The organism is Bradyrhizobium arachidis (genome assembly GCF_015291705.1).
Lineage (GTDB): Bacteria > Pseudomonadota > Alphaproteobacteria > Rhizobiales > Xanthobacteraceae > Bradyrhizobium > Bradyrhizobium arachidis.
This window is the reverse complement of the sequence record NZ_CP030050.1, coordinates 2773218-2797897: the sequence shown is the minus strand read 5'-3', so window position 1 is coordinate 2797897 and position 24680 is coordinate 2773218. Positions and strand designations below refer to the sequence as shown.

The 24680-nt window shown below is 63.4% G+C and carries 25 protein-coding genes and 2 pseudogenes; 12 read left to right on the top strand and 15 right to left on the bottom strand.

The window, feature by feature from the left end:
- Positions 1 to 190: 190 nt before the first annotated feature.
- The 8 genes from rpe to WN72_RS12880 all read right to left on the bottom strand — a co-directional run bounded on the left by rpe (position 191) and on the right by WN72_RS12880 (position 8936).
- The gene (gene rpe, locus WN72_RS12915) at positions 191 to 928 is read right to left on the bottom strand and encodes a ribulose-phosphate 3-epimerase (RefSeq protein ID WP_092218048.1); all 738 of its coding nucleotides are present in this window, start codon (positions 926 to 928) and stop codon (positions 191 to 193) included.
- The gene (gene cbbX, locus WN72_RS12910; RefSeq protein ID WP_092218047.1) at positions 925 to 1857 is read right to left on the bottom strand and encodes a CbbX protein; all 933 of its coding nucleotides are present in this window, start codon (positions 1855 to 1857) and stop codon (positions 925 to 927) included. Before cbbX ends, rpe begins: the two co-directional genes overlap by 4 nt.
- A 105-nt stretch (positions 1858 to 1962) precedes the next feature.
- A complete protein-coding gene (locus WN72_RS12905; protein ID WP_027558230.1) occupies positions 1963 to 2370 on the bottom strand; it encodes a ribulose bisphosphate carboxylase small subunit in 408 nt (135 codons plus the stop codon).
- An 11-nt stretch (positions 2371 to 2381) separates the two neighbouring features.
- Entirely contained in the window at positions 2382 to 3842 is a 1461-nt protein-coding gene (locus WN72_RS12900) for a form I ribulose bisphosphate carboxylase large subunit (RefSeq protein ID WP_027558229.1), read from the bottom strand.
- 31 nt (positions 3843 to 3873) lie between these two features.
- A complete protein-coding gene (gene fba, locus WN72_RS12895) occupies positions 3874 to 4959 on the bottom strand; it encodes a class II fructose-bisphosphate aldolase (RefSeq protein WP_027558228.1) in 1086 nt (361 codons plus the stop codon).
- Between the two features lie 14 nt (positions 4960 to 4973).
- The gene (gene tkt / locus WN72_RS12890; protein ID WP_092218046.1) at positions 4974 to 6995 is read right to left on the bottom strand and encodes a transketolase; all 2022 of its coding nucleotides are present in this window, start codon (positions 6993 to 6995) and stop codon (positions 4974 to 4976) included.
- A 16-nt stretch (positions 6996 to 7011) separates the two neighbouring features.
- Positions 7012 to 7887 carry a phosphoribulokinase gene (locus WN72_RS12885; protein WP_092218045.1) on the bottom strand — a complete coding sequence of 292 codons (876 nt, stop codon included), beginning with the start codon at positions 7885 to 7887 and terminating at the stop codon, positions 7012 to 7014.
- An 11-nt stretch (positions 7888 to 7898) separates the two neighbouring features.
- Entirely contained in the window at positions 7899 to 8936 is a 1038-nt protein-coding gene (locus WN72_RS12880) for a class 1 fructose-bisphosphatase (RefSeq protein ID WP_092218044.1), read from the bottom strand.
- A gap of 119 nt (positions 8937 to 9055) precedes the next feature.
- Between WN72_RS12880 and WN72_RS12875 the strand changes: the two genes are divergently transcribed.
- Positions 9056 to 10033, top strand: a complete 978-nt coding sequence (locus WN72_RS12875) for a LysR family transcriptional regulator (RefSeq protein WP_027558224.1) — start codon at positions 9056 to 9058, stop codon at positions 10031 to 10033.
- 382 nt (positions 10034 to 10415) lie between these two features.
- On the top strand, positions 10416 to 12809 hold the full coding sequence (locus WN72_RS12870; protein ID WP_092218043.1) for a TonB-dependent siderophore receptor: 2394 nt from the start codon (positions 10416 to 10418) through the stop codon (positions 12807 to 12809).
- Positions 12810 to 12885: 76 nt separating this feature from the next.
- Here WN72_RS12870 and WN72_RS12865 read toward each other — a convergent pair whose 3' ends face one another.
- The 4 genes from WN72_RS12865 to WN72_RS12850 form a co-directional block, all read right to left on the bottom strand.
- On the bottom strand, positions 12886 to 13095 hold the full coding sequence (locus WN72_RS12865; RefSeq protein ID WP_027558222.1) for a hypothetical protein: 210 nt from the start codon (positions 13093 to 13095) through the stop codon (positions 12886 to 12888).
- 135 nt (positions 13096 to 13230) lie between these two features.
- Positions 13231 to 13650, bottom strand: coding sequence for a DUF4118 domain-containing protein (locus tag WN72_RS12860; RefSeq protein ID WP_092218042.1), 420 nt, complete (start codon positions 13648 to 13650; stop codon positions 13231 to 13233).
- Positions 13651 to 13776: 126 nt separating this feature from the next.
- The gene (locus tag WN72_RS12855; RefSeq protein ID WP_027558220.1) at positions 13777 to 14970 is read right to left on the bottom strand and encodes an MFS transporter; all 1194 of its coding nucleotides are present in this window, start codon (positions 14968 to 14970) and stop codon (positions 13777 to 13779) included.
- Between the two features lie 53 nt (positions 14971 to 15023).
- Entirely contained in the window at positions 15024 to 15644 is a 621-nt protein-coding gene (locus WN72_RS12850; RefSeq protein ID WP_035730079.1) for a TetR/AcrR family transcriptional regulator, read from the bottom strand.
- A gap of 1128 nt (positions 15645 to 16772) precedes the next feature.
- Here WN72_RS12850 and WN72_RS12845 point away from each other — a divergent pair.
- From WN72_RS12845 to WN72_RS12835, 3 genes are all read left to right on the top strand, one after another.
- On the top strand, positions 16773 to 17213 hold the full coding sequence (locus WN72_RS12845; protein ID WP_092218041.1) for a DUF6841 family protein: 441 nt from the start codon (positions 16773 to 16775) through the stop codon (positions 17211 to 17213).
- A 118-nt stretch (positions 17214 to 17331) separates the two neighbouring features.
- A complete protein-coding gene (locus WN72_RS12840; protein ID WP_027558217.1) occupies positions 17332 to 17556 on the top strand; it encodes a hypothetical protein in 225 nt (74 codons plus the stop codon).
- A gap of 205 nt (positions 17557 to 17761) precedes the next feature.
- Positions 17762 to 18088: a hypothetical protein gene (locus WN72_RS12835; RefSeq protein WP_027558216.1), complete on the top strand. Its 327-nt coding sequence runs from the start codon at positions 17762 to 17764 to the stop codon at positions 18086 to 18088.
- 815 nt (positions 18089 to 18903) lie between these two features.
- Here WN72_RS12835 and WN72_RS12830 read toward each other — a convergent pair.
- Together WN72_RS12830 and WN72_RS12825 are read right to left on the bottom strand one after the other, a co-directional pair.
- The gene (locus WN72_RS12830; protein ID WP_092218039.1) at positions 18904 to 19821 is read right to left on the bottom strand and encodes a hypothetical protein; all 918 of its coding nucleotides are present in this window, start codon (positions 19819 to 19821) and stop codon (positions 18904 to 18906) included.
- 205 nt (positions 19822 to 20026) lie between these two features.
- Entirely contained in the window at positions 20027 to 20461 is a 435-nt protein-coding gene (locus WN72_RS12825; protein WP_143130733.1) for a hypothetical protein, read from the bottom strand.
- 450 nt (positions 20462 to 20911) lie between these two features.
- Here WN72_RS12825 and WN72_RS12820 point away from each other — a divergent pair, with 450 nt between their 5' ends.
- The 5 genes and pseudogenes from WN72_RS12820 to WN72_RS46895 all read left to right on the top strand — a co-directional run.
- A complete protein-coding gene (locus WN72_RS12820) occupies positions 20912 to 21136 on the top strand; it encodes a hypothetical protein (protein WP_092218036.1) in 225 nt (74 codons plus the stop codon).
- Between the two features lie 545 nt (positions 21137 to 21681).
- Positions 21682 to 21861, top strand: a complete 180-nt coding sequence (locus WN72_RS12815) for a hypothetical protein (RefSeq protein WP_092218034.1) — start codon at positions 21682 to 21684, stop codon at positions 21859 to 21861.
- A gap of 81 nt (positions 21862 to 21942) precedes the next feature.
- Positions 21943 to 22152, top strand: coding sequence for a hypothetical protein (locus tag WN72_RS12810; protein WP_092218033.1), 210 nt, complete (start codon positions 21943 to 21945; stop codon positions 22150 to 22152).
- Between the two features lie 71 nt (positions 22153 to 22223).
- Positions 22224 to 22304: pseudogene (locus WN72_RS46900) on the top strand (response regulator); the annotation flags it as partial.
- Between the two features lie 144 nt (positions 22305 to 22448).
- Positions 22449 to 22802, top strand: a pseudogene (locus tag WN72_RS46895) (hypothetical protein); the annotation flags it as partial.
- A 309-nt stretch (positions 22803 to 23111) separates the two neighbouring features.
- On the opposite strand, the gene WN72_RS12800 reads toward WN72_RS46895, so the two are convergent.
- Positions 23112 to 23294, bottom strand: a complete 183-nt coding sequence (locus tag WN72_RS12800; protein ID WP_143130883.1) for a hypothetical protein — start codon at positions 23292 to 23294, stop codon at positions 23112 to 23114.
- Between the two features lie 620 nt (positions 23295 to 23914).
- Here WN72_RS12800 and WN72_RS12795 point away from each other — a divergent pair.
- Both WN72_RS12795 and WN72_RS12790 read left to right on the top strand, forming a co-directional pair.
- Positions 23915 to 24139 carry a hypothetical protein gene (locus tag WN72_RS12795; RefSeq protein WP_092220951.1) on the top strand — a complete coding sequence of 75 codons (225 nt, stop codon included), beginning with the start codon at positions 23915 to 23917 and terminating at the stop codon, positions 24137 to 24139.
- Positions 24140 to 24281: 142 nt separating this feature from the next.
- On the top strand, positions 24282 to 24494 hold the full coding sequence (locus tag WN72_RS12790; RefSeq protein WP_143130884.1) for a hypothetical protein: 213 nt from the start codon (positions 24282 to 24284) through the stop codon (positions 24492 to 24494).
- Positions 24495 to 24680: the final 186 nt, after the last annotated feature.

The following is a 24680-nucleotide window of genomic DNA, read 5'->3' as shown; positions in this document are numbered from 1 at the left end:
CTAAACCGCAGATTGAGGCGCTTAACATTGCGCGGGCGTTAATCGAACTCGCGCCCCGGCCGCGTTGGTTACCCCGGCCTGAAAAGAACCGATCAGTTTGTGCGGCATCCTCCGTAGAACCCCGGAGAAAAGTGGCATGCCTTCGCACAAAGGGGACCACAGCAACATCGCCGCGCGTCCCGTCCGTAGTCTACCGAATGAGCGCGCCCTCTCCGGCGCGCATCGGCTGCGCGGAAATATCCTGCAACTTCGGAACCCCACCGGCTTCCGCAGCGGCGCGAATGGCCGAAATGTTGGCGGCATAATCGGCGCGGCTCTTGCCGCGGAACACCGCCGAACCCGCGACCAGCGTATCGGCGCCCGCGGCGGCGACGGCAGCAGCATTGTCGCGCGTGACGCCGCCATCGACCTCGAGCCGGATCGGCCGGTCGCCGATCATGCTGCGAATACGCCTGATCTTCCCGATCTGGGATTCGAGAAAGGATTGGCCGCCGAAACCAGGATTGACCGTCATCACCAGCACAAGGTCGAGACGATCCAGCACATATTCGATCGCACTCTCTGGCGTCGCCGGGCACAGGCTGACGCCCGCCTTCTTGCCGAGCGCGCGGATTGCCTGGAGCGAGCGGTCGAGATGCGGACCTGCCTCGGCATGGACGGTGATGACGTCAGCACCGGCCTTGGCGAACGCCTCAAGGTACGGATCAACAGGCGCGATCATCAGATGAACGTCGAAGATCTTCGACGTCACCGGCCGGATCGCCTTGATGACGTCGGCGCCAAAGCTGATGTTCGGCACGAAATGTCCGTCCATCACATCGCAATGGATCCAATCGGCACCGGCTGCGTCAATCGCCGCGATCTCCTCGCCGAGGCGGGCGAAATCCGCCGCAAGGATCGAGGGGGCGATGATGATCTCCCTGCTCATGGCTTCGCACTCCGCGCATCTGCTCCACCAGTGAACACGCGGCTTGCAAGAACATCCATGGGATCGATGGTTTCGAGATCGGCGACATCAAGCATGCGATCGAGATCGGACACCAGGCGATCGGCCTGCCGCAAGCGAATGCGGTCCACCGCATTGCGGATCGATCGCGCATTGGAGAAGAACGGCTGGGTCCGGCGCAGCGCAATGTATTTCTCGAATGCTTCCCGTGCGGCCGCCGAGAAGCGATAGCCGCGCTCCTTCAGCATCAGCTCGGCGATAACGAGCAGCTCGGATTCGGCATAATCAGGGAATTCGATGTGGTGAGCGATGCGCGAACGGAAGCCGGGATTGGAGGCGAAAAAGCTCGTCATCCGCTCGCCATAGCCGGCGAGGATCACGACGAGATCCTCGCGCTGGTTCTCCATCACCTGGAGCAGGATCTCGATCGCCTCCTGGCCGTAGTCGCGCTCGTTGTCGGGCCGGTGCAGGTAATAGGCCTCGTCGATGAAGAGCACGCCGCCCATCGCTTTCTTCAGGATCTCCTTGGTCTTCGGCGCGGTGTGGCCGATATATTGGCCGACGAGATCGTCGCGCGTCACCGAGATCACCTGCCCGCGCCGCACGAAGCCGAGCCCGTGCAGAATCTTCGCCATACGCAGCGCCACCGTGGTCTTGCCGGTGCCGGGATTGCCGGTGAACGACATGTGCAGCGTCGGCGGCGCGGCGGCGAGGCCCGCGCGCTGCCGGATGCGCTCGATCAGCAGCAGCGAGGCGATCTGGCGCACACGGTTCTTCACCGGCTTGAGCCCGATCAACTCCTGCTCGAGCTGTTGCAGCGTGTCGGTGATCCCGGCGGCTTCCGCTTCCTTGCGAAGATCGAAACTCGTCTCACCGGGCTCGGTCGTCGTGGCGTGGGGGACATCCAGCATAGCTACCCTCGAAGAAAAGAGCTTCGCCGCGGGGGGGGGGATGCGGCGAAGCAGTGGTCCGCCAAGGAAACGGAACAGGGAGTGCTCCGCGCGGAACGAGAATGGTTATTGAGAAGCGTGCGCGGCGAGCTTTCGCACGGTGGTGTAGCGGATGGCGCGTCCGCCCACCTCCTGCCGCACCAGCTCGAACTCCGCCTCTTTCGGCGGCCGATTGACGATGAACGAGATCCGCACCGACTCCCAACCGTGGCTCGAGTCGAAACCGCTGATGCGGATGTAGCGGTCGCCATACACCCGGCGGCATTCGGCGAGCTCCATCATCACGCCGGCTGCGTCCTGGAGATCGAACATCGGCAGGCCCCACATCTCCCAATAGGTGCTGCGGGGGTGCGGATCGTCGGTGAACTCGATGTTCACCGCCCAGCCGTTCGTGAGGCAATACTGCACCTGCTTGTAGATCTGGTCGTCGGTGAGATCAGGCAGGAACGAGAAGCAGCCCTGGGTCAGTTTCATGTCAAATCTCCTCAGACGGTTTCCAGCGCCGTCGGCACGAAGTCCGGCGTGTCGGTGGATTGATAATTGAAGGTGACGTCCTTCCAGACCTCGAGCGCGGACTTCAGCGGCGTGCAGGTCTGCGCCGCCTTCGCCAGGATCTCCGGGCCTTCATGGACGTAGTCGCGCCCCTCGTTACGGGCGAGGATCATCGCCTCCAGCGCCACGCGGTTGGCAATCGCGCCGGCGGCGATGCCCATGGGATGGCCGATGGTGCCGCCGCCGAATTGCAGCACGACGTCCTCGCCGAGGAGATCGAGCAGCTGATGCATCTGCCCGGCATGGATGCCGCCTGAGGCCACCGGCATCATCTTGTTGAGGCTCGCCCACGACTGGTCGAAGAACAGGCCATGCTCGAGCTTCATCGGGTTGAAGTCCTCGCGGCAGACGTCGTAATAGCCGCGCGTGGTGTTGGGATCGCCTTCGAGCTTGCCGACCACGGTGCCGGCATGGATGTGATCGACGCCGGCGAGTCGCATCCATTTGGCGATGACGCGGAACGACACACCATGGCTCTTCTGCCGCGTATAGGTCGAGTGACCGGCGCGATGCAGATGCAGGATCATGTCGTTGCGGCGTGCCCATTTCGCCATGGACTGGATCGCGGTGTAGCCGATCACGAGGTCGATCATGACGATCACCGAACCGAGCTCCTTGGCGAATTCCGCGCGCTCGTACATGTCCTCCATGGTCGCCGCGGTGACGTTGAGATAGGTGCCCTTCACCTCGCCCGTGGCCGCCTGCGCCCGGTTCACCGCCTCCATGCAATAGAGGAAGCGATCGCGCCAGTGCATGAACGGCTGCGAGTTGATGTTCTCGTCGTCCTTGGTGAAGTCGAGCCCGCCCTTCAGCGCCTCGTAGACGACGCGGCCGTAGTTGCGCCCCGAAAGCCCGAGCTTCGGCTTCACCGTCGCGCCCAGCAGCGGCCGGCCGAACTTGTCGAGCCGCTCGCGCTCGACCACGACGCCGGTCGCCGGTCCCTGGAACGTCTTCACATAGGCGACCGGGAAGCGAATGTCCTCCAGACGGAGCGCCTTGAGTGGCTTGAAGCCGAACACGTTGCCGATGATCGAGGCCGACAGATTGGCTATCGAGCCGGGCTCGAACAGGTCGAGGTCATAGGCAATGTAGGCGAAATAGGAGCCCGGAGTGCCCGGCACCGGATCGACGCGGTAGCACTTCGCGCGGTATTTCTCCGCAGCGGTCAGGCGATCCGTCCACACCACCGTCCAGGTCGCTGTTGAGGATTCGCCGGCGACAGCGGCGGATGCCTCGATCGGGTCGACGCCCTCTTGCGGCGTCACGCGGAACAGCGCGATGACGTCGGTCTCCCTCGGCATATAGTCGGGCTCCCAATAGCCCATGCGCTTGTATTCCATCACGCCCGAGCGATATCTTTCCTTGCCCCGGACGGTTCCTGCGTGTGCGTTCATGGCTCTCTCCTGCTCTTCTCTCTCTGAATGATTAGGCTGCGACCGGCTCGCGGGCGCCGATGCGCGGATCGAGCTCGCCGGCGCGGTAGCGCCGCGCCATCTCGCTCAAGGGAATGACCTTGATCCTGCTGGCATGGCCAGCGGTGCCGAACTGCTCGAAGCGATCGCGGCAGAGCTCGCGCATCGCATCCATCGCCGGCTTGAGGAACTTGCGCGGATCGAACTCGGAGCGCGCCTGCGTCGCGACCTTGCGAAACACGGCGGTCATGGCCAGACGACAGTCGGTGTCGATATTGACCTTGCGCACGCCGCTCTTGATGCCGCGGACGATCTCCTCCACCGGCACGCCCCAGGTCTGCGGCATCTCGCCGCCGAACTGGTTGAACATGTCCTGGAGCGGCTGCGGCACCGAGGAGGAGCCGTGCATGACGAGATGCGTGTTCGGCAGCCGGCGATGAATCTCCTCGACCACCCGCATCGCCAGGATGTCGCCATCCGGCTTGCGACTGAACTTGTAGGCGCCGTGCGAGGTGCCCATCGCGATCGCGAGCGCATCAACCTTGGTGGCGCGGACAAAGTCGACGGCCTGGTCGGGATCCGTCAACAACTGGTCGTGGCTGACCTTGCCCTCGACACCGTGGCCGTCCTCCTGCTCGCCGCCACCATGCTCGAGCGAGCCAAGCACGCCGAGCTCGCCTTCGACCGAGGCGCCCGTCCAATGGGCGAGATCGACGACGCGGCGCGTGATCGCGACGTTGTAGTCGTAATCCGCCGCGGTCTTGGCATCGGCCTTGAGCGAGCCGTCCATCATGACAGAGGTGAAGCCATGGGCGATCGCGGAGGCGCAGGTCGCTTCGTCATTGCCGTGGTCCTGGTGCATGCACAGCGGGATGTCCGGATAGGTCCGCTCCAGCGCGTCGATCATGTGCGACAGCATGAGATCGCCTGCATAGCTGCGCGCACCGCGCGAGGCCTGGATGATCACGGGCGCGTCGACCTCGGCCGCCGCCTGCATGATCGCGATGCCCTGCTCCATGTTGTTGATGTTGAACGCCGGCACGGCGTAGCCGTGATTGGCGGCATGATCGAGCAGTTGGCGAAGGGTGATACGGGCCACGACAGATCCTCCTGTTATTGCTTGCGAGCGCGGGCGATCGCCCGGCGGGCGGCTTCGGCAACGCTTTGCGGCGTGATGCCGAATTCGCGGTACAGCACCGGAGCCGGCGCCGAGGCGCCGAAGCCGCGCATGCCGACGAACTCGCCGTCACTGCCGATCCAGCGATGCCAATCGCCGGCGACTGCTGCCTCGACGCCGACGCGCGGTGCGGTGCCGAGCACGGCAGCGCGGTAATCGTCCGGCTGCTCCTCGAACAACGCGAAGCACGGCGCGGAGACCACGGCCGCACGCACGTGCTCGGTTGCGAGCAGTCGGGCCGCTTCCAACGCAATCGACACTTCCGAGCCGGTCGCCATCAGCGTGACGTCGCGCCCGCCATCGGGCGAGACGATGAGATAGGCGCCACGGGCGACCCGATTCCTGCCGCGGACATCGCTACGGAAGGTCGGCAACGCCTGCCGCGACAGGCAGAGCACGGAGGGACGATCCTCCTCTTCAAGTGCGCAGTCCCAGGCTTCCAGCGTCTCGACCGCGTCGGCCGGACGGAACACCAGAAGGTTCGGAATCACCCGCAGCGCGGCGAGATGCTCGACCGGCTGATGCGTCGGTCCGTCCTCGCCGAGGCCGATGGAATCGTGCGTCATGACATGGATGACGCGCAGCCGCATCAGGGCCGCAAGGCGGATCGCGGGCCGGCTGTAATCGGAGAAGGCGAGGAAGGTGCCGCCATAGGGAATGAACCCACCATGCAGCGCGAGGCCGTTCATCGCAGCCGCCATGCCGTGCTCGCGGATGCCGTAATGGATGTAATCGCCGGCGAATGCGCCGCTCTTGACGGGGACTTGGGCCTTGGCGTGCGTCAGGTTCGAATGCGTCAGGTCGGCAGAGCCTCCGATCAGCCCGGGAATCGTTCCAGCGATGGCATCAAGCACCTGTTGCGAGGCCTGCCGCGTCGCGAGCTTCGGCCGCTCGCCGGCAAAGCGCTCGCGCAATTTCGCCGAGGCCTGGGCATAGGCGTTCGGCAGGGCAACGGCTTTGCCCTCGACGAACAGATCGCGCTGCTCGGGCGTTGCGCCTTCATAACGATCGAGCCAGGCAAGACGCTCGACCTGCCCGCGCTGCCCGATCATCCGCCACGCCTTCGCGACGGGAATCGGCACGACGAAGGGCTGATAGTCCCAACCGAGGGTTCGGCGCGCTGCCGCGGTCTGTTCGGTGCCGAGCGGCGCGCCATGCGCCTTCTCGGTGCCCTGTCTATCAGGCGCGCCATAGCCGATGATGGTGCGGCAGGCGATCAGCGACGGGTTTGCGGTTTCGCGCTCTTCCGCGATCGCTTGCGCAACGGCTTCGGGATCGTGTCCGTCGACGCGGCGCACCGACCAGCCGGAGGCGGCGAAGCGTGCGAGTTGATCGTCCGAGGTCGCAAGCGACGTCGGCCCATCGATGGAGATGCCGTTGTCGTCGAACAGCACGATCAGGCGGCCGAGCTTGAGATGACCGGCCAGCGAGATCGCCTCCTGGCTGATGCCCTCCATCAGACAGCCGTCGCCGGCGATGACATAGGTGAAGTGATCGACGAGGCCGTCGCCATGCCGCGCATTGGCCATGCGTTCGGCAAGCGCCATGCCGACGGCTGTCGCAATGCCCTGCCCCAGCGGACCCGTGGTGGTCTCGACACCTGGCGTGTGGCCATATTCGGGATGGCCCGGCGTCTTCGAGCCCCATTGCCGGAAGGCCTTGATGTCGTCGAGGCTGACCGCGCCGCCGGTGAGATGCAGCAGCGCATAGAGCAGCATCGAACCATGGCCCGCCGACAGCACGAAACGGTCGCGGTCCGGCCAGTTGGGATGGGCCGAGTCGAACTTGAGGAATCGAGAGAACAGCACGGTCGCGACATCGGCCATGCCCATGGGCAGGCCGGGATGGCCGGACTGCGAGGTCTCGATGGCGTCGACCGCAAGGAAGCGGACGGCGTTGGCGAGATCGTTGTGCGTGACCGCGGTGAGGTCGGCTTCGGCGTGGACGGAGATGTTCATCGGTTTCTCTCCTCGTTCACTTCAAGCTGCGCTTGCGCTCGATCAGCTGCATGATCAGCGGCGTCAGGATCAGCTGCATCGCAAGATCGAGCTTCGCGCCCGGACACACGATCGAGTTCGCGCGGGACATCCAGCTGTGCGGCAGCATCGAGAGCAGATAAGGGAAGTCGATGCCGCGCGGATTCTTGAAGCGGATCACGACCATCGATTCGTCCGGCGTCGGGATCCAGCGCGCGATGAACGGATTGGAGGTGTCCACCGTCGGCACACGCTGGAAGTTGATGTCGGTCTCGGTGAATTGCGGGCAGATGTAGTGGATGTAGTCGGGCATCCGCCGCAGGATCGTGTCGGTGACGGCCTCGGTCGAATAGCCGCGCGCGCTGCGATCGCGGTGCAGCTTCTGGATCCATTCGAGATTGATGACGGGCACGACGCCGATCTTGAGGTCGGCATAACGTGCGACATTGACTTTGTCGGTGACGACAGCGCCGTGCAGGCCCTCGTAGAACAAGAGGTCTGAATTCTCCGGCAGCCGTTCCCATTCGGTGAAGGTGCCGGGTGCAGCGCCGTGCAGCGCGGATTCTTCTGCGTCGTGCACGTAATGCCGCGTCGTCGCCGTTCCGGTCTCGCCATAGTCGCGGAACGCGCGCTCCAGCTCCTCGAACAGATTGGTCTCGGGGCTGAAATGGCTGAAATGCTTGTTGCCGCGCTCGGCCTCGGTGGCCATCTTCGTGCGCATCTCGGCGCGGTCGTAGCGATGGAAGGCATCACCCTCGATGTAGACGGCCTTGACCTTCTCGCGGAAGAAGATCTGCTCGAAGGTCTTCTTGACCGAGGTGGTGCCGGCGCCGGAGGAGCCGGTGATGGAGATGATCGGATGCTTCCTGGACATGGGACGCCCTCCTACAGCCGGAAGAAGCCGCGTCGCGCGAACAGCGGCGCGGCGACGCTGGCAACCAAAAGCGGGTCGCAATGCAGTTCCTCAACGCGCCGCACCTCGTTGCTCGAGCCCATGATCAGCGGCACGCGCTGATGCAAGCTTTGCGCCGACAGATCGAGGATGCGCTCGCGCCCGGTCGAGGCCGAGCCGCCGGCCTGCTCGATGATCATGGCCATCGGATGCGCCTCATAAGTGAGGCGCAGGCGGCCGTCGCCATAGCCGGGACGCGCGTCTGACGGATACAGGAACACGCCTCCGCGGGTGAGGATGCGATAAGCCTCCGCCACCAGCGAGCCGATCCAGCGCATGTTGAAGTTATGGTTGGCGGGGCCTTCGACGCCGGCGAGGCATTCGTCGACGAAGGCGCGCACCGGCGGATCCCAGTGCCGGCGGTTGGAGGCGTTGATCGCGAACTCCTCGCAGGCCTCGGAGATCTGCACGGCGCTGCGGGCGAGCCGGAAGCAATTGGCCTTGCGGTCGAGCGTGAAGATGTCGACGCCGTCGCCGAGCGTCAGCACCAGCGAGGTCTGTGGACCGTAGGTGACGAACCCGGCGGCGAGTTGCGCTGACCCGCGCTGATGGAAGGCGAGCGAGACGTCGTCGGGCGCGGGCAGGATCGAGAAGATCGTGCCGACAGTCATGTTCAGGTCGATGTTGGAGGAGCCGTCGAGCGGGTCGATCGCGACGCAGATCTTTGCCTCGCGGTCACCGATCTGCGGCTCGCGCATCTCCTCCGACGCCAGCGCCGCGATCGGGAGCTTGCCAAGGCGGCGGCGCAGGATCGCATCGGCCTGCACGTCGAGGTCGCGCTGGACATCTCCGTCGCTGTTGCGGCCGGTGGTCAGGCCGGAGGCGTCGGCGAGATCGCCGGTCGCGATGAGGTCGGCGATCTCGATCGCCGCAGCTGCGATGGCATCGACTGCGGCCGCCACGGCAAGCGCATGCGGCGCCGTCTCGGAATACCGTTGAAGGTGGTCGTCCAGCCTGAGTTGCCCGGTCATCTGCGTCCATCCCCTTGCTGGCGCCGCATCCGGTTCCCTCCCCGCTGGAGGTCGGTGCGGTCAGTCCCAGCACGAGGAGATTGACAGGGGCGGTCTAATAAGGAAAATTTCTATTCATAATGAGCGCCAAAGAATTTTCTTATAATGGCCCCGGCCATGCGGCGGCCCAGCTCCGGCATCTGACGATCCGGCAGCTGCGCTCGCTCGCGGCGCTCTCGGCCAAGGGCAGCGTCACGGCGGCCTCCGGCCATCTGGGGCTGACGCAGCCGGCCGTGACCCAGCAGCTGCGGCAGCTCCAGGACCTTGCCGGCTTGCCGCTGGTGCAGCGGACCGGCGACGGCATGCTACTGACGGAGGCCGGCCGGGAAGTGCTGGCGCTCGCCGAACGCGTCGAGGCCGCGATCATGGACTGCCAGGGCGCACTCGACCTGCTCGCCGGGCGCACCGGCGGCACCGTGCATCTCGGCGCGGTCTCGACCGCGAAATATTTCGTGCCGCATGCGATCGCTGCGTTCTCGAAGCGGCATCCGAAGATCGAGATCAAGCTCACCATCGGCAATCGCGAGGAGATTCGCGAAGCCATGCACGGCTACGACCTCGATTTCGCGGTGATGGGTCGGCCACCGGCCGATGTCAGCGTCGACGTGCGTCAGCTTGGACGCAATCCGCACATCATCGTCGCGCGCAAGGGGCACTGGCTGGAGAAGGATTCGGGCCTCAGCCTGACCGACCTCGTGCACGAGACCTTCCTCACCCGCGAGCCGGGCTCCGGCACGCGCACGCTGATGGAGGGCATGTTCCAGAAGTCGGATCTCGAGCCGATCATCGGCATGGAGATGAGCAGCAACGAGACGATCAAGCAGGCGGTGATCGCCGGGCTCGGCATCGCCTTCATCTCGGCCCACACGGTCGCGCACGAGCTCGCCGAGGGCCGCCTCATCGTGCTCGACGTCGCGGGCTTGCCGATCGTGCGGCAATGGTACGTGATCCGCCGCAGCGACAAGGTGCTGCTGCCGCCTGCGCAGGCGATGTTCGATTTTCTCGGCTCGGAAGGCTCGAACTATCTGCCCGACGTGCCCGAGTTCGGCGGACGATAACTCGCAGGCGCTCAGCTCATGAGCTTCATGGCGACGGTCGCCGCCAGCACCACGATGATCTGGAGCAGACGCTCCGTCGTGAAGATGCGGTTGAAGGTGGTCATCGCTTGCCCCCGGGCCGAGTTGAAGATGATCTCGGTCGGCCGTTGCTAGCATAGGCGGGCACCGAGAAAACTCCGTAGTCGCCACGGGTTCTGCCCCATCCGGCCGATCGCCGGAATTCGAATTGTTTCGAACGATTCAAATCTCATGTCCAGGAATTGCTCGACGCCCTCAGTGTTCATGCACGCAGTGACTTCGCGTGCACGGATGCGTCTTGCCCCGCGTCCAGCCGCATCCTTGGGGAATCCGGGCGAGTTTTGCAGAGTTGAGGGAGGGCGCGATGAGTCATATCGCAGCCAACGCAGAGGTGTTGCCGTCCGCAGGCCGGATTTTCGATAACAAGGCGCCAGGCATCGCGGGCGCTATTCTCACCGCCCTGATGATTTCGGCCGCATTTCTCGTGAGCCCGCAAGCCTTCGCACAATCCGCGCCGGCACAAGGCGCGACGCTCCCGCCCGTCACCGTCACCGCACCGGAAACGCGAGGTCGCTCGAACCCGTCCCCCGCCGCGCGCCGGTCGAGCGGCCCACGGACCCGCCGGCCCCAGACCGCGCGGAGGCCGGAGACGACTGACCAGCCGAAGCCGTTCACGCCATCGCAGGACGCGCGCACCGGCACGGTCGGCTATTTCGCCAACAGCACCTCGGTTGCCACCAAGAGCAACACGCCGATCGTCAACATTCCGCAATCGCTCTCCGTCATCACCCACGAGCAGATCCGCGACCAGAACTACCAGGGCCTGACCGACGTCACCCGCTACGTCCCGAGCGTCGCTGTGCACCAGGGCGAAGGCAATCGCGACGAGCTCGTCATCCGCGGCGTCGATTCCAGCGCGAACTTCTTCGTCAACGGTTTCCGCGATGACGTCCAGTACTTCCGCGACTTGTACAACGCCCAGAGCATCGAGGTGCTGAAGGGCCCGAGCGCGCTGACCTTCGGCCGCGGCGCCGGCGGCGGCGTGCTCAACCGCACCCTCAAGGAGGCCGACGGCAGGCGCATCTACGAGGCGAGTGCGCAGACGGGATCATGGGGCGACCGCCGCGTCACGCTCGATGCAGGGCAGGCCATCAACGACAACGTGGCCGCGCGGCTGAACATGTTCTACGAGGGCAGCGATGCGTTCCGCGACTTCAACCATCTCGAGCGCTACGGCATCAACCCGACCGTCACGCTGAAGCCTGACGACTTCACCAGGGTCAAGCTGTCCTACGAATATTACCACGACGGCCGCACCGCCGATCGCGGCAATCCCTCGCAGAGCCTTCCCGGCGGGGTCACCCGCTTCAACCCGACGACGCCGTTTGCACCGAACGGGAATCTCCAGACCTTCTTCGGCAGCCCCAGCCTCAACACGGCGCAGGCGACGGTGCAGACCGGCATGGCGATCATCGAGCACGATTTCCAGAACGGGCTCTCGATGCGCAACGGCACCATCGCGGCCGACTACCAAAAATTCTACCAGAACGTCTATCCGGCCAACGGGCCGCTCGCCGGCGCCGTCAATGCGGCCGACACCGCGTTCAACCTCGGTGCCTATCAGCACACCACCAACCGCGACAATGTCTTCAACCAGACCGACTTCACCTACAAGGGCTGGACCGGCCCGATCGCGCACACCTTTGGCTTCGGCACCGAGTTCGGCCGCCAGACCGGCGTCGACATCCGCAACACCGGCATCTTCCCGAACGGCACCAACACCATCGTGCAGAACCCGTTCGCACCGACCTATTTCGGCCCGGTGACCTTCATCCATCATTTCACCGGCGTGAATGGCGACGGCGTCACGACGCCGGATTCCAACAGCAAATATGCGTTGAACGTCGAATCCGGCTACTTGCGCGACACCATCGAATTCTCGCGCGCGCTCCAGCTCATCCTGGGCACACGGTTCGACCGCTTCGAGATGTCGGCGCTGGACATGAACACCAACATCAACCGCAACCGCACCGACAATCTGGTGTCGCCGCAGGCGGCCGTGATCCTCAAGCCGATGCAGACCATGTCGGTCTACACCGCCTACAGCATCTCCTATTTGCCCGCCTCCGGCGACCAGTTCTCCTCGCTCAACGACGGCACGCTGATCCTCCAGCCGCAGAAGTTCGAGAACACCGAGGTCGGAATGAAGTGGAACATCAATCCGAAGCTGTTGTTCTCCACCGCGATCTACAATCTCAACCGCACCAACCAGCCGATCGCGGACGGCAACAATCCCGGCTTCTTCCTGCCCTCCGGCAGCACGCTGACGCGCGGCTTCGAGGCGAGCCTCGTCGGCTATGTCACCGAGCAGTGGCAGTCCTCGCTCGGCTATGCCTATACGGATGCGAAGATCACGAGCGCAACGTCGGCGACCGTGGTGCCCGGCAACCGCGTCCAGCTCGTCCCGTACAATCAGTTCGCCTGGTGGAACAAATATCAGTTCACGCCGATGTGGGCGGCCGCGCTCGGCATCATCTATTTCGGCGACTCGTTTGCGTCGTCCGACGATACGGTCCGCCTGCCGAGCTTCGTGCGCTTCGATGCCGGCGTCTACGCCACGATCGATGCCAACTGGCGCGCGCAGCTCACGGTCGAGAACATCTTCAACCGCGGCTATTGGGCGTCCGCCGACGGCAACAACAACATCTCGCCCGGTCAGGGCCGCACGGTGCGCGTTCAGGCGAGCTACAGGTTCTGACCGGTCATGGCGCGAGCGTCTGCGATCCCTCGCATCGGTTCGCGCCTTTCGACCTCCGTGCTGCGATGGTTAACGATCAGGCCGCGAGCGGGGCGGCGTAATCCACGCGCGTGGCAAAGTAGGTTTCCAGCTCCGACAGCGCCCGCGCTTCCCAGTCCCTCGCCTGCTCCAGCAGCGACCAGCTCTGGCCCGGGCGGAATGCGGCGGTCTGGCGATAGAGCGATGCGATGCCGCGATAGCGACGCACGTTCTCCAAAATGGCGTGACCGTTTATTTGGCCGTTCATCGAAAACTCCCTCGTCATTCCCGGGGCAGAAATTGCGGCCAAATCTTTTTCGAAAAGTTAGCGCCGCGCAGCAAGCTCGCGGATGGTTGCCGGACTGTTGCGCACGCGCAACGCGCGCGATCCGGCACCGCCGATTTATTGCGAATTCGTTGCCGCGCTTTCGCCCGACGGCTTCAGCCCGCCGCGGCTGATGATCGCCATCGTCTCGCGGCAGAGATCGGCAAGGCCGATCAGGAGCACGGCGAGCAGGCAGAAGAAGTTGATGGAATCCGCATTCGCGCTGGTCAGCGGCATGAACTCGAAGAAGGGCGGTATGAACGCCCACCACACCAGCGGCACGGTGAGCAGCGCCGCGAACGCCGCCGCCGGCGCGCCTGCGACGATGCCGAGCACGAACAGGCTGGGCAGGAATGCCGCGAAATAGAGCTTTGCGCCGAGCGCGACGCAGATGCCTTGAATCGCAGCCGACGCTGTGACGACGCCGAATCCGAGCAGGAATGCCTGCCACGACCATGGCCGTACTCGCGGTACGCCAAACAGTCCCGCACGCCTCATCAGCCTCCCCCTGCCGCCCGTTAACCAAGGCCGCTTGCGACCAAAGTACTACAGCGCTGCGGAAATCGCGAGATGGAAATTCGGGCGCCGGCCGAGGCTTGGTAAACGCATCGCACCATCGCAGCCCTACTCGGTGGCGGCGTAGAGCAGGCCCGCGACCGGCAGGGCAAGGCCAATGGCCGATGCCAGCGTCCAGCCGCCCTGCGCAAAGGCCCAGGCGCCGACCGCCGAGCCGGCAGCGCCGGCGGCGAAGAACGTCGCCATGTAAAGGCCGTTGAGGCGGCTGCGGTGCTCGTGCCCGAGCACGAAGATGGCGCGAAAGCCGAGCACGACGTTGCCCTGCACGCCGATGTCGATCGCGATCGCGGCCACGACGAGACAAGCGAGGTTCAGCATCGAGCCGGGCGCGCCGAGATAGGTCACCAGAAAACCGGCGGCGGCGAGCAGCATGGCGACCCGCGTCGCGATGCGGCTATGGCCGCGATCGGCGAGCCGTCCCGCGATGGGAGCTGCGAACACACCGGCGACACCGGCGAGCGCGAACAGCGCGATGCCGCGCTGGGTGAAGCCGAATTCACTGGCGAGCTGGAGCGGCGCCACCGTCCAGAACAGCGTGAAGCAGCCGAACAGGCTCGCCTGGTACAGGGCGCGGCGCCGGAGCAGCGGCGTAGTCAGGGCCAGATGCGGCATGGAGAGCAGCAGCGTTCCGTAATGCATGCGCGCGACCGGCTTGCGCTTCGGCAGCGTCATCCACAGCACCGCCGCGAGCACGATCATCAGTGCGGCCGAGCAGAAGAACACCGCGTGCCATGAGGCGGCCGCCGTGACGAAGCTCGACACCGGCCGCGCCAGCATGATGCCGAGCATCAGGCCGGTCGAGACGTTGCCGACGACGCGGCCGCGGATGGCTTCGGGCGCAAGATGCGCGGCATAGGGAATGATGATCTGCACCGCGACCGAGCCGAGCCCGACGAATAAAGCGGCGATCAGGAATGGCAGCGCGTGGGTGGCGAACGCGGCGGCGAGCAGCGCGGCCGCGCCGAGCGTGATGACCGAGCAGATCAGCGCGCGATTCTCGACGAGGTCGCCGAGCGGCACGATGAAGAGCAGCCCGACGCCGTAGCCGATCTGCGTCATGGTGACGATCAGCCCGGCCGCTTCGTGCGACAGGCCGAGCGCGGCGCTGATCGGGGCGATCAGCGGCTGGGCGTAGTAGATGTTGGCGGCGACCATGCCACAGGCCGCGGCCAGCACGAAGGTTAGTCGCTGCGACACCGCATCCGGCCTGGGCGCAGTCTCGATCGTGGCATTCATCGTCATTTCACGTGGTCTCCAAATAATCGGGAACGTTCATTCCCTAATATGACACAAATTCAGGCGAGCAGCTTCATCGCGATGCCGACGATGCGGGTGCCGTCGAGCGGCAGGCGCGCCTTGCCGACGACGCGCATGCCTTGCGTGATGCAGATCATCAGCCGCGCGGTGTCATCGGGCTCGACATGGCCGGGAATCGAGCCGTCGGCCTGGCCCTCGCGGATCAGGCCGGCGATGAAGCTTTCATTGGTCTCGAGCTGGGCGCGGACGCGGGCGGCGACGGCGGAATCGACCGCCGACAGTTCGACCGCACTGCCGACCACAAGGCAGCCGCGCCGCCCCTCGATGCCTTGCGAATGCGCGACATAGGACAGCAGCACGTTGCGCAGCCGCTCGCGGCCGTTGTCGCCCTCGGCCGCCGCGCTGCGGGTCTGCTCCTGGCGCAGCGCCGTGTAGCGCTCGAAGGCGGCGAGGAACACCGCATGCTTGTCGCGAAACGCCTTGTAGACGCTGCCGGTGGCGAGCCGCATCGCCGCTGTGAGGTCGCCGATCGAGGTGGCATGATAGCCGCGCTCCCGAAACACGCGCACGGCGCGGTCGAGCGCGGTATCCATGTCGAACTCCCGGGGCCGTCCGGGCGGACGGGCTGCGGGCTGGGATCGGCGGGCTGTCTTTTGCATTGCGGCATAATAGGGAATGATTGTTCCCGAATAAAGACACGTGGTTGTGATGGGGGATTGGCCTGTACGTCGTTGCCAGATCCGTCATTCTGAGGTGCGAGGCATGGGACGCGACGCGTCCCATGGGGAGCCTCGAAGGATGAGCGGCCGAGATGCAGCCGGGCCGTCGCCCTTCGAGGCTTGCTCCACGGCGCATTGCGCCGCGGAGCGCGCACCTCGGGGTGGCGGGATGGACAAAGAGTTCGCTGCTATGAGGCGGCATCGCAATTTTCGGAACGGCTCTTGTAGGATGGGTAGAGCGGAGCGAAACCCATCGACTCCCGTGAACGCCGAAGCATGATGGGTTTCGCTGCGCTCTACCCATCCTACGGACTACGGCGCTGCAGACACACCTTCGCATCCTCGCGGCTGATGTCACCCGAGCTTTGCTTGGTCATTCCACCCTCAAAGCCAAGAGGGCGCAGGGAAGGCCGGGTGCCAGCTAGCACCCGCGGTCCGCTGCGCGAATAGGTAGCGCAAGGAGACCGCACAGCAGCATACAGGTGAAGCCCAACACACGGCCTTCCCTGCGCGATGGTTGGACGGCTTATGCCGTGCTCTCCCGGGAGCCGAGTTCTTGCTGGCCTCCCTCGCCCTCACAGAAGTCGCCGGCAGCGCGCCGGTTGACGCGACTGCCGCATCCGCCAAGGCTTGACCGTAGCAACGACGGCCAGGACCACACGGTTTTGCCGTACGCACGGCCCGCTATTCGCCGCAGTTTTCCCAGCCCTGTCGACAAAGCCGGAAACTTACAGGCGAGACGAACCTGACAGCGCCGTTCGTCCACGCGAAGCCTCGGGCTCACGGAGAGCAATCCGCCCTGCCCTTGGCCACTGCGCCCGACGCTGCCGCGTCCACCGCAAACCCCGCTCGCGAACATGACGACCTCACGATCGCCCCTCAAGGATGAGCCGGGATGGGCGACACATACGACAAATCCGAATTTCGGTAAAGTGGAATATTTTTGCGAAATCGGATTGACAGCCTGCCGACACAGCCGCTTCCGCCCGGCGGAAAGTGCCGACGACAAAGTGTAATCTTGTGCGCCTACGCTGCTGCCCGATCGATGCACCGAGCGGAGCAGACGCGATGTCGAACGAGCTGGCCGAGAGCGTGACGGCGTTTTTCCAGACCTATTGCGCAGCGTTCGAGGCGCTGGATGTGGAGGCGATCGCCGACTGCGTCGCCTATCCCAGCCATATCGTCTCGGACGGCGAAGACGTCACACTGATCGCGATGTCGAACAGACAGGAGTGCCTCGCGGCGATGACCCGCGTCGTCGAGCTGCATCGCCAGCTCGGTGCGCCCTCCGGCCGCGTCGAGGACCTGTCGATCCTGGAATTGTCGCCGCGGCTCGTGCAGGCCTCGCTGCGCATGGATGTGCTCGATGGCACGTCCAACCTTCTCTACGATTTCCGGGCCACCTACAGTCTGGTGAAATTTGCCGGCGCATGGCGCATCGTTGCGATCGCGCACAACCAGATCCCGCGACTGCTGCGATGCATCGCGCGCCAGCCGGGCGCGGCCTGATCGGGAACTTTCGTTGCCAATCTGCAACGGTTCCCCACGATCTGAAGCCGGACAAAACAAACACCCATTCCGGCCACGAACCGCTCTCACAACGCCGTGAGACGACAGGGGAATGACGATGCGTGCACAACGCGTTTGGAAAGTGAACGGGGCTGCCAGCATCGGGCAGCTCCAGTCGAGACTGGACGATCTCAACAAGCGTCTCAGCCAGCTCGAAGGCCAGAATCCGGAGAATTGGAAGCTCGAAGAGCTGAGATCGAGCGCGCTCAGGCTGTCGCGCGAGATCGACGACATCCGCTGCGCGGAAGCGACGGCGGCGCTGAGCGAGCTTTTGCGGAAGTAACCGGCGCCCGGGTGATTCGCTCGCCGCTTAGGGAACCAACGCGTCCCGCCGCAATTTCCATGCTGAGCATGGAGCAAGATCATGACCAGGCACCTGACGCGAGCCGATCTCGCCCGCGGCGTGGCCGGCGCGGTATCCACGCTGGTCCTGTGCGCGACGGCAGCCTTCACCATCGCACGCCACTTCGCGCTGTGAGGGATTTGGCATGACATCCGATCCCGAGGAGTCGGTGAGGCTGCAAGGCTTTGGCGAGATGACATTGCGCACCGCGATCGCGACGCTGATGGCGCTCGCACCGCGCGAGCGAACCGACGCCGCCATCTTCCGCATCCGCGACGGCTCGCGTTTGGCTTCGAGCGAGATCACCGAGCTCGCATCCGACTGGGGCATGACGCCGATGGCCGAGGTCAGATCGCCACGACTGGCGCCGGATCAGCACTGGACAGACATCGTTCGCGGCATGGTGCGCGAGGCCCCGCTGCCGTCGTTGATGGTGGCGTTTTTGGTGGGCGTGCTGGTGGCGCGGCGGTAGGCCTTACCGCGGCCGCGCCTGCAGGAGAGCGGCACCTATGTGAAGCGGCACAATCAATACGCTTGTCTCGTGCAACTTTTCAACGTGAGGTCGAGATGCTACGGTGCGCGAGCGGCCCTGGCCGCCGTCAGAAATAGCAATGGGGGAAGTGCTATGAATGCCTCGTCACTCCTGCTTGCTGCGCTCATCCTCGCTTCGACCAATCCAGCAAACGCCGCCCCGCGCACGCACCTCGCCACGCCGGCGTCCGACACCACGACCACCGGATCCACCTGCAGCGGCGGTTCGTGGCCCAGTTTTGGCGGGGCGTGCCGAAACTTCGGCAACTGGGCGAACTACAACGAATGCCTGGCGTGGGGTGCAAAGGCCGGCTGGAGGGGCACTGAGCTCTGGTGGTATTGCAGCAGCGTCGGGCTCAAGCAGTAGGAAGAGGCTACCGGTCGCGAACGGCGGTACGCCTCTGACCTAGCTCGCAAGTCCGAACCGTCGGTGCTCGCTAGTGACAAGCCATGCCGCGCGCTCAAGCGCCCCTGCCCGGCCAAATCGGCCGTGGACCCGCCCCGAAAATCGTTGCAGAAAGGCACCCTGAGGCGCCGGCGGGCCGGTCCGCCAAGCCTCTGGAAAACGTCAACTTTTGGAAGAATGGTCGGAGTGGCAGGATTCGAACCTGCGACCCCTGCGTCCCGAACGCAGTGAGTATTCTCTAAGTTGTTGATTTTTCTCGATGTGGCGCTCTGTACCGTCACGTTTTGTTCACGCCGTTTTTGCCTATTTCATTGCGAAATCATTGCGGCGTTTCCCATTCATTCCCTGGGTCAGAGCAGCCTCGTCCCAGCCTCCCCATCCCATTCGAGCTCGCACAGCACCTCCGCTTCTACAGAGATGTCGCTGTAGAAGTGCTTTGCGTGCTCCGCGAGCATTCGCCGAGCGGCGTCTTCTGCCTCCGCCCTAGAGTTATGCCGCTCTTGGAAGGAAGCCGCCGCTTCTGCGGTCCGGTGAGACGCGTCCCACTTCAGCAGTTGCACGATCGCGTACCAAACGCCGCGACCCGTTCGCCGCCGGACAAGTATTTCGCGGCAACGATCGGCCGCTTCGGCAACACCTAGCCACATTGCCGCGTCGGCCTCGACCTTCGCGTTCTCGCGCGCTTTGAAAGCGACGCCCTTCAGTGCTGGTTCAGTGAGCCATCTGAGTTTGTTGTCGATGGTCATGAGATTTTTGCCGATCTCTCGGAGGGCGTCCTCGGCCTCCCACGTCAATTTAGGGGGCCTGGGAGCCGCTCCTTTGGCCCGCTCGACCTTGGGCTGCCCGGCGCGCTTACGCCGCCAAATGTCGTCCGCAATGGCCTCCAGATCCTCTTTGGAAAGCGTCCACCGGTTCTCGCGCTCCCACTTCTCGCGATTGAGCTTAGGGGTGAGATCAACAATCTTTGTCTGCGGCTTCTTCAGAGCCTCTTCGAGCGCCACTGCCGTCTCTAGCGCCGCGAAGCCCGAGGCCACGAGGTCCTTGTGCACCTGACCTTTCTCATCGAACGTTAGAAAGCTGCCTTGCACTCTCTCGATGCGAACCGGCTTCTTGCCCTCGCTCTCTAAGATCACGTCGGCAACCTTCTGCTTGGTGCCGGCGTACTGCGGCATCGCGTCTTTGCCGCGGATCAAACCCATCATCACTCGTTGCGAGATGCTCTGAAGGCCGTGTTCGGCAAACAGGTAAAAACGGATCGAAAGCCCCATGGATCGTCCTCAATGGTCCCGCATGTTTCCGTACCTCAATGCAACGAGCAATACCCAAGGGCGTGGAAATCTCCGACGGCACGGTGCAGGCTGCCGACTACTATGATCAATACAAAGAACGAGAGGCAGATAAGGAGAAGGCGAAGCAGCTTTGGGAGGCCTCAAGGTAGCGACCGCTTCGGCCGAGGAGGTCAGTGGAAGTTGCCTATGCGGCTCTGTAACCAATCAGGTGCGCGACCTGAGCTAAGAGGTGGTCGACCATCAAACAGGCACTTTCGGCCTTAAAAACGTCGGCAGTGGCGGCGCGCTCAGGATACCTAAACCAATATTCTTTGTGGTAACGGCTGAGGTGTTCTACGTCCTTCGCAGTGCCGGGCCAAAGGCGCTCACGAAGACCATCCGTCTTCGCTAGCAAATCTGCGAGGTCATGGGACCGCTGCAGCGCGCGTTGATGTTGTCCCTGAAATTGCAGCAAAGCTTTCAAACCATTCTCGATGCTGAAGCCGATGAGAAGGTAAAAGGGAATTCCTATTCTGGAAATGTCTGCGCCTAGTTCGGATGAATGAATGCGCTTGGCGCCGTCTAGCAAGGCAACCGCATACGTTAGCTTGTCGATGTGAATTTCGGTGTCTTCCGTCATAATCCCCTCATTTTGCCCCGCCAACAAGCGTGCAGCCCGAACGCGCGCTACTGCAAACCGCGCTTGTGGAGGCTAATGATGACGATCCGGATGATGCAGTCGGAGATCGTTTCGCCATTGCGTTGCAAATTCTCCAGCCAATGTAGCGTCTTCGCGTCAACCGGGACCCGCCAGTTACCGTTGGGTAGCAGCTGTCTCGCGTCTTCCGGTATTGGTTCTACCGAACTCTCGATTAGGGCGCGGCACTCGTCGGTAATTTCGATGTTCGGCATAAGCTTGACAGGGCCGTCTTTAGAAGGTGACGGCAACCCATCGCCTCTGCCGGCCCGATGGACCAGTTAAATTCCAGCAATGCACGCGGCTCCGAATAGTATTTCGGTTAGCGCGCGGCGCGCCGTGACCTAAGGCAGGATCTCCGCTAGGCTATCGCCGGACGCATGGAGTGCAGCGATGGCGGATGAACGACATGATTACCCGGGCCGAATCGCCGAGATCGAACTCAATGACTCAGCGGCCGTCTGCGTTGAGCAAATCGACGACGAAATTACCGTTTCCATCGCGAGCGTTGTCGGGGTTCATTTCCAAGTAACCGCTGACCAAGCCCTTGAGCTGTCGCGGGCCTTGGCCGTTGCCGCAGACAATGCGGTGAAATCGCGCGTGTCGGTCGAGACGTAGTGGGCTGAGTAGCCGCTGAAGTGGCGACCTTACCGTCCTCCTGCAATCACACGGAAACGAGGAGCCGCCAGTTTGTCAGGCGGGACGCGAGCTGGCGTGAACGTTGTATCGGTCCGCTGAGCGCGTTTGCAGTTCGGGCAGAGAAAGAGGTGGGCGATTAACGGATCCGGAGTGTCTCGCACCAACTCCGAGCGAAACCATCTCATGGTGATCCGGCAATTCGGACAGTCCGGGGCTTCGAGCTGCCCCAGCGCATTCTTCAGCCGATCCATCGCCGCCCCCTCTATCGGGAAATAGTAGCAGGGCCTTTTGGATCGCAACGTGTCAAATGATACACAAGCGCAAACTAGGGGATGGAAAAAAGTAGCTACCATGGCGCCGAATCAGCAACGTCCGCATCACCGGGCGGTGGAGTGTCAGGAGGTGCCCCCGAGCGCCGACCATCAGACGGTATGGTGGTCATGTCGTAGTTAGGACACCTATGTTGGCAAATCAGGCTCTGGCGTACTTAACTTGGTTTATCGCCAGCGACCGGGCGCAGATGCATGCTTACCCTGGGCTGGCGGATAGCCTTCCTGCTGGCCCTGTGCTTTCGGCCTCAACTTTGCCTGCGATGGGTTGGGGCCGTTTTTTCCGACGACGCCGTGCGCCTGGTCATCGTGGGCTGGAAGATCGGCCGGCTGCCGATCGCTCGCATTGGCGGGCACGGTCTGCTCGTCGGCTGACGCGGCGATCTGCATTGACGCACGTCTGGCCGAATTCCATAATTGCGAGAACTTCCCGACAATGGAGCCGGAGCAAGTTGGATGATGCTGTCCGACCGCGTAAAGTCGAATATGGAGTTTGTGCTGGAGGAGACCTGCCGCGAGCTTCCACACGGCGGCGATCATGAAAGCCGACGCTTGATCGCCGAACAACTCTTGCAGGCGGCGGAAGCAGGCCAAGGGAGTTTAGGCGAGCTTCGTGCTGTTGCACTCCAAGCATTCGTAAACGCGACCAAGATCACACGGCAATAAGCATAGAGGGGCGTAGGGGAGCAAAGCCGTTGGCTTCGATATTGTTAGTGGAAGATGAAGCCCTCATCCGCATGATGGTTGCTGACATGTTGGCCGACCTTGGCCACACCGTCGCAGCCGAAGCCAACGATGTGGCATCGGCGATGAAGCACGCCAGCGACTCGGCCTTTGACATGGCCCTGCTCGACGTGTCGCTGGGGAGCTGCAGCGTCGAACCGGTGGCCCAGGTCCTTGCCAAACGTAACGTCCCGTTCGCATTCGCCAGCGGCTACGGCTCCGACGGCGTCCCGGAACGCGCGCGCGACGCCCGCAAGGACGCGGACATCCTCGCCTGCCAGGCCTGGAATGCCCGCATGCTCGGTTTTCGCGGCCCTGCCCAGCCCTCCCCGGCGCTCGGTGACGCGCTCAACGCCGGCTACCGCTATCTGGAGGTGAAGTGCCTCGGATGCGACACCCACCAGACGGTACCGCTTGATATTGTCCGCCGTCCGAAGACGACGCCCGTCCACGAGTTGGAGCGCTACATGCGCTGCCGGCAGTGCTCTGAGCGTCAAGGACGGCCCTTCAAACGCAGTCACCTCGTCGCCTTGCGGACCACAAGAATCTCAGCCACTAACCCGCCGTCTATCTGGTGGCCTGGGGAGCGTTAAAGTGAAAATGACCGGAGACGTGCTTTCGCCAACCCGGGAATCCCGGCCCGCAAGCTGATCGAGCTCGCGATGAGCATTGCGCCGGTCCAGGATGACCGCATCCACATCGAAAAGATCAATGCGCCGTGTCTGTACACGCTAAAGGCCACCGGGCCCGAGTTCGGGACCGCCATTCGCCATCGAAAAGGGTTGGCTCGAATTGCACGAGAGCGGAACCTATGTGCGGCTGTGCGCGAAGCCTGACGACCAAGTCATCTTCTGAGCCTCGCAGGCGTCCGATGTAGCGTGATCGCCAGTCCGATCGTTCACCTAGTGCTCCGTGAGAAAAATCACTGATCGGTCCTCGAATTCACTGACCGGGAGATTGCCTGCGGCGGCTGTTAGTGCCGCAACAGATATCGTTCTCGCAGGTACGGCGCGGTGAATAGGGACCATGGCGGCAGTCACGGCGGCAGCAATAACGACAGCAAAGGCGGCAATTTGCTTGGTCATGGAAACTCTCCATCCCAGCCCCTCGGACGTAGGTCTCGCGGACACCCTGCAGTGGTTCAAGAATGGCCGATCTTTTTTAACGTCAGCGGATCTGACTGGGACAAGGTAACGCGGGCAGAACGGCGATAGGAACGACGCACAACGGGTCGCATTTTTGCTCAACTGGCTCGCCGCTAAGCCAGCAAGCGCGGCCCCGGACCGACAGACCTGTCCCCTCCGGTCATGGCGGCCGGGGCCGCTTCAATCACATCGCGCTGTTCCTCATCGCGCCCAGCAGGAACAACACACGGGCGGAAAAATTTGGTTGCTCGTTAGCCCTTCACGCGGGCTGGCATGAAGGGTTGGCGGCGGCTCCGGGTCCTTGCCGGATCAACCGGAGCCGTCCTCAAAGCCGGTCGCCTCGAATTTAATCTCCAATCCGGTCCATTTCGTACAGACTAAGAGAAATCTCGGGCTGAGATTACTGCCAGCGCATGCGTTAGGTTAGCGTGCGCGAGCGGCCCCGGCTCGTCCCCTACCAGCCCCGGAGATGGGCTTGGGGCCGTTCCGACCTATGCTCTACACGTGCGTGCCCACGAATCGAGAGAAGAGCCGGGGCAGCATTGAACGGGAGGTCCGACATGACTTGCGCGCGCTGCGACGGCACGCACTGGGTTTGCGAAAACCACCCCGAGCGCCCGTGGGAAGGACCGAAGGCCTGCGGCTGCGGCGGCGCGGGCAAGCTCTGCCCGGTCTGCAACAGGGTCGGCCCGGACGAGATGCCATTGCTGCCAAACGGGTTCGAGACCAGCTTCACGACCACCGACATCATGCGCCCATTTCTTCGCAAGCCAAAGAAACAATAGCCGCCCCTCGACCTTGACGCCCCTCCGGCCGACCCGTTTCGATTAATAATCTCAACCACTAGCCGTCATTTGTCGGGCGGCGGGGAGTGCCGACTTGGAGATTGACCGATGAATGTACCTTTGCCGATCCGAAGCGTCCGGCTTGAGCGAGATCAATGGAAAGGCCGCTTTAATCGTCCCAGGTGAACTTCTGGCAGTCGGTGCACTTAAAAATGCGCACCGGCTTGCCGTTGCGAGTATCGAGGAAGCTTTCCACCTTGTTCAACCGATCGTTGCAATAGGAGCAGGTATCGAATTGCTCTTGGCGAGCCTGGAGAGGAGGGGAACTGATGCGCAGCATGATGATGCTCGTTAGCAAGAATGCCAACCACGTTAATCCGCCAGGGAGGTTCCGAAAATAAACTAGGACACTTTGGACCAGGACACTTGCCTACCGCTCGTTCAATTTTCGCGAGGGGTCTGCCTTTGTACTTTCTGCGCCATAGCCATCCACTCTTCTGCCAGCTTTAGCCATGCCTTCCGGTCGGCAGCGCGAGCGGCC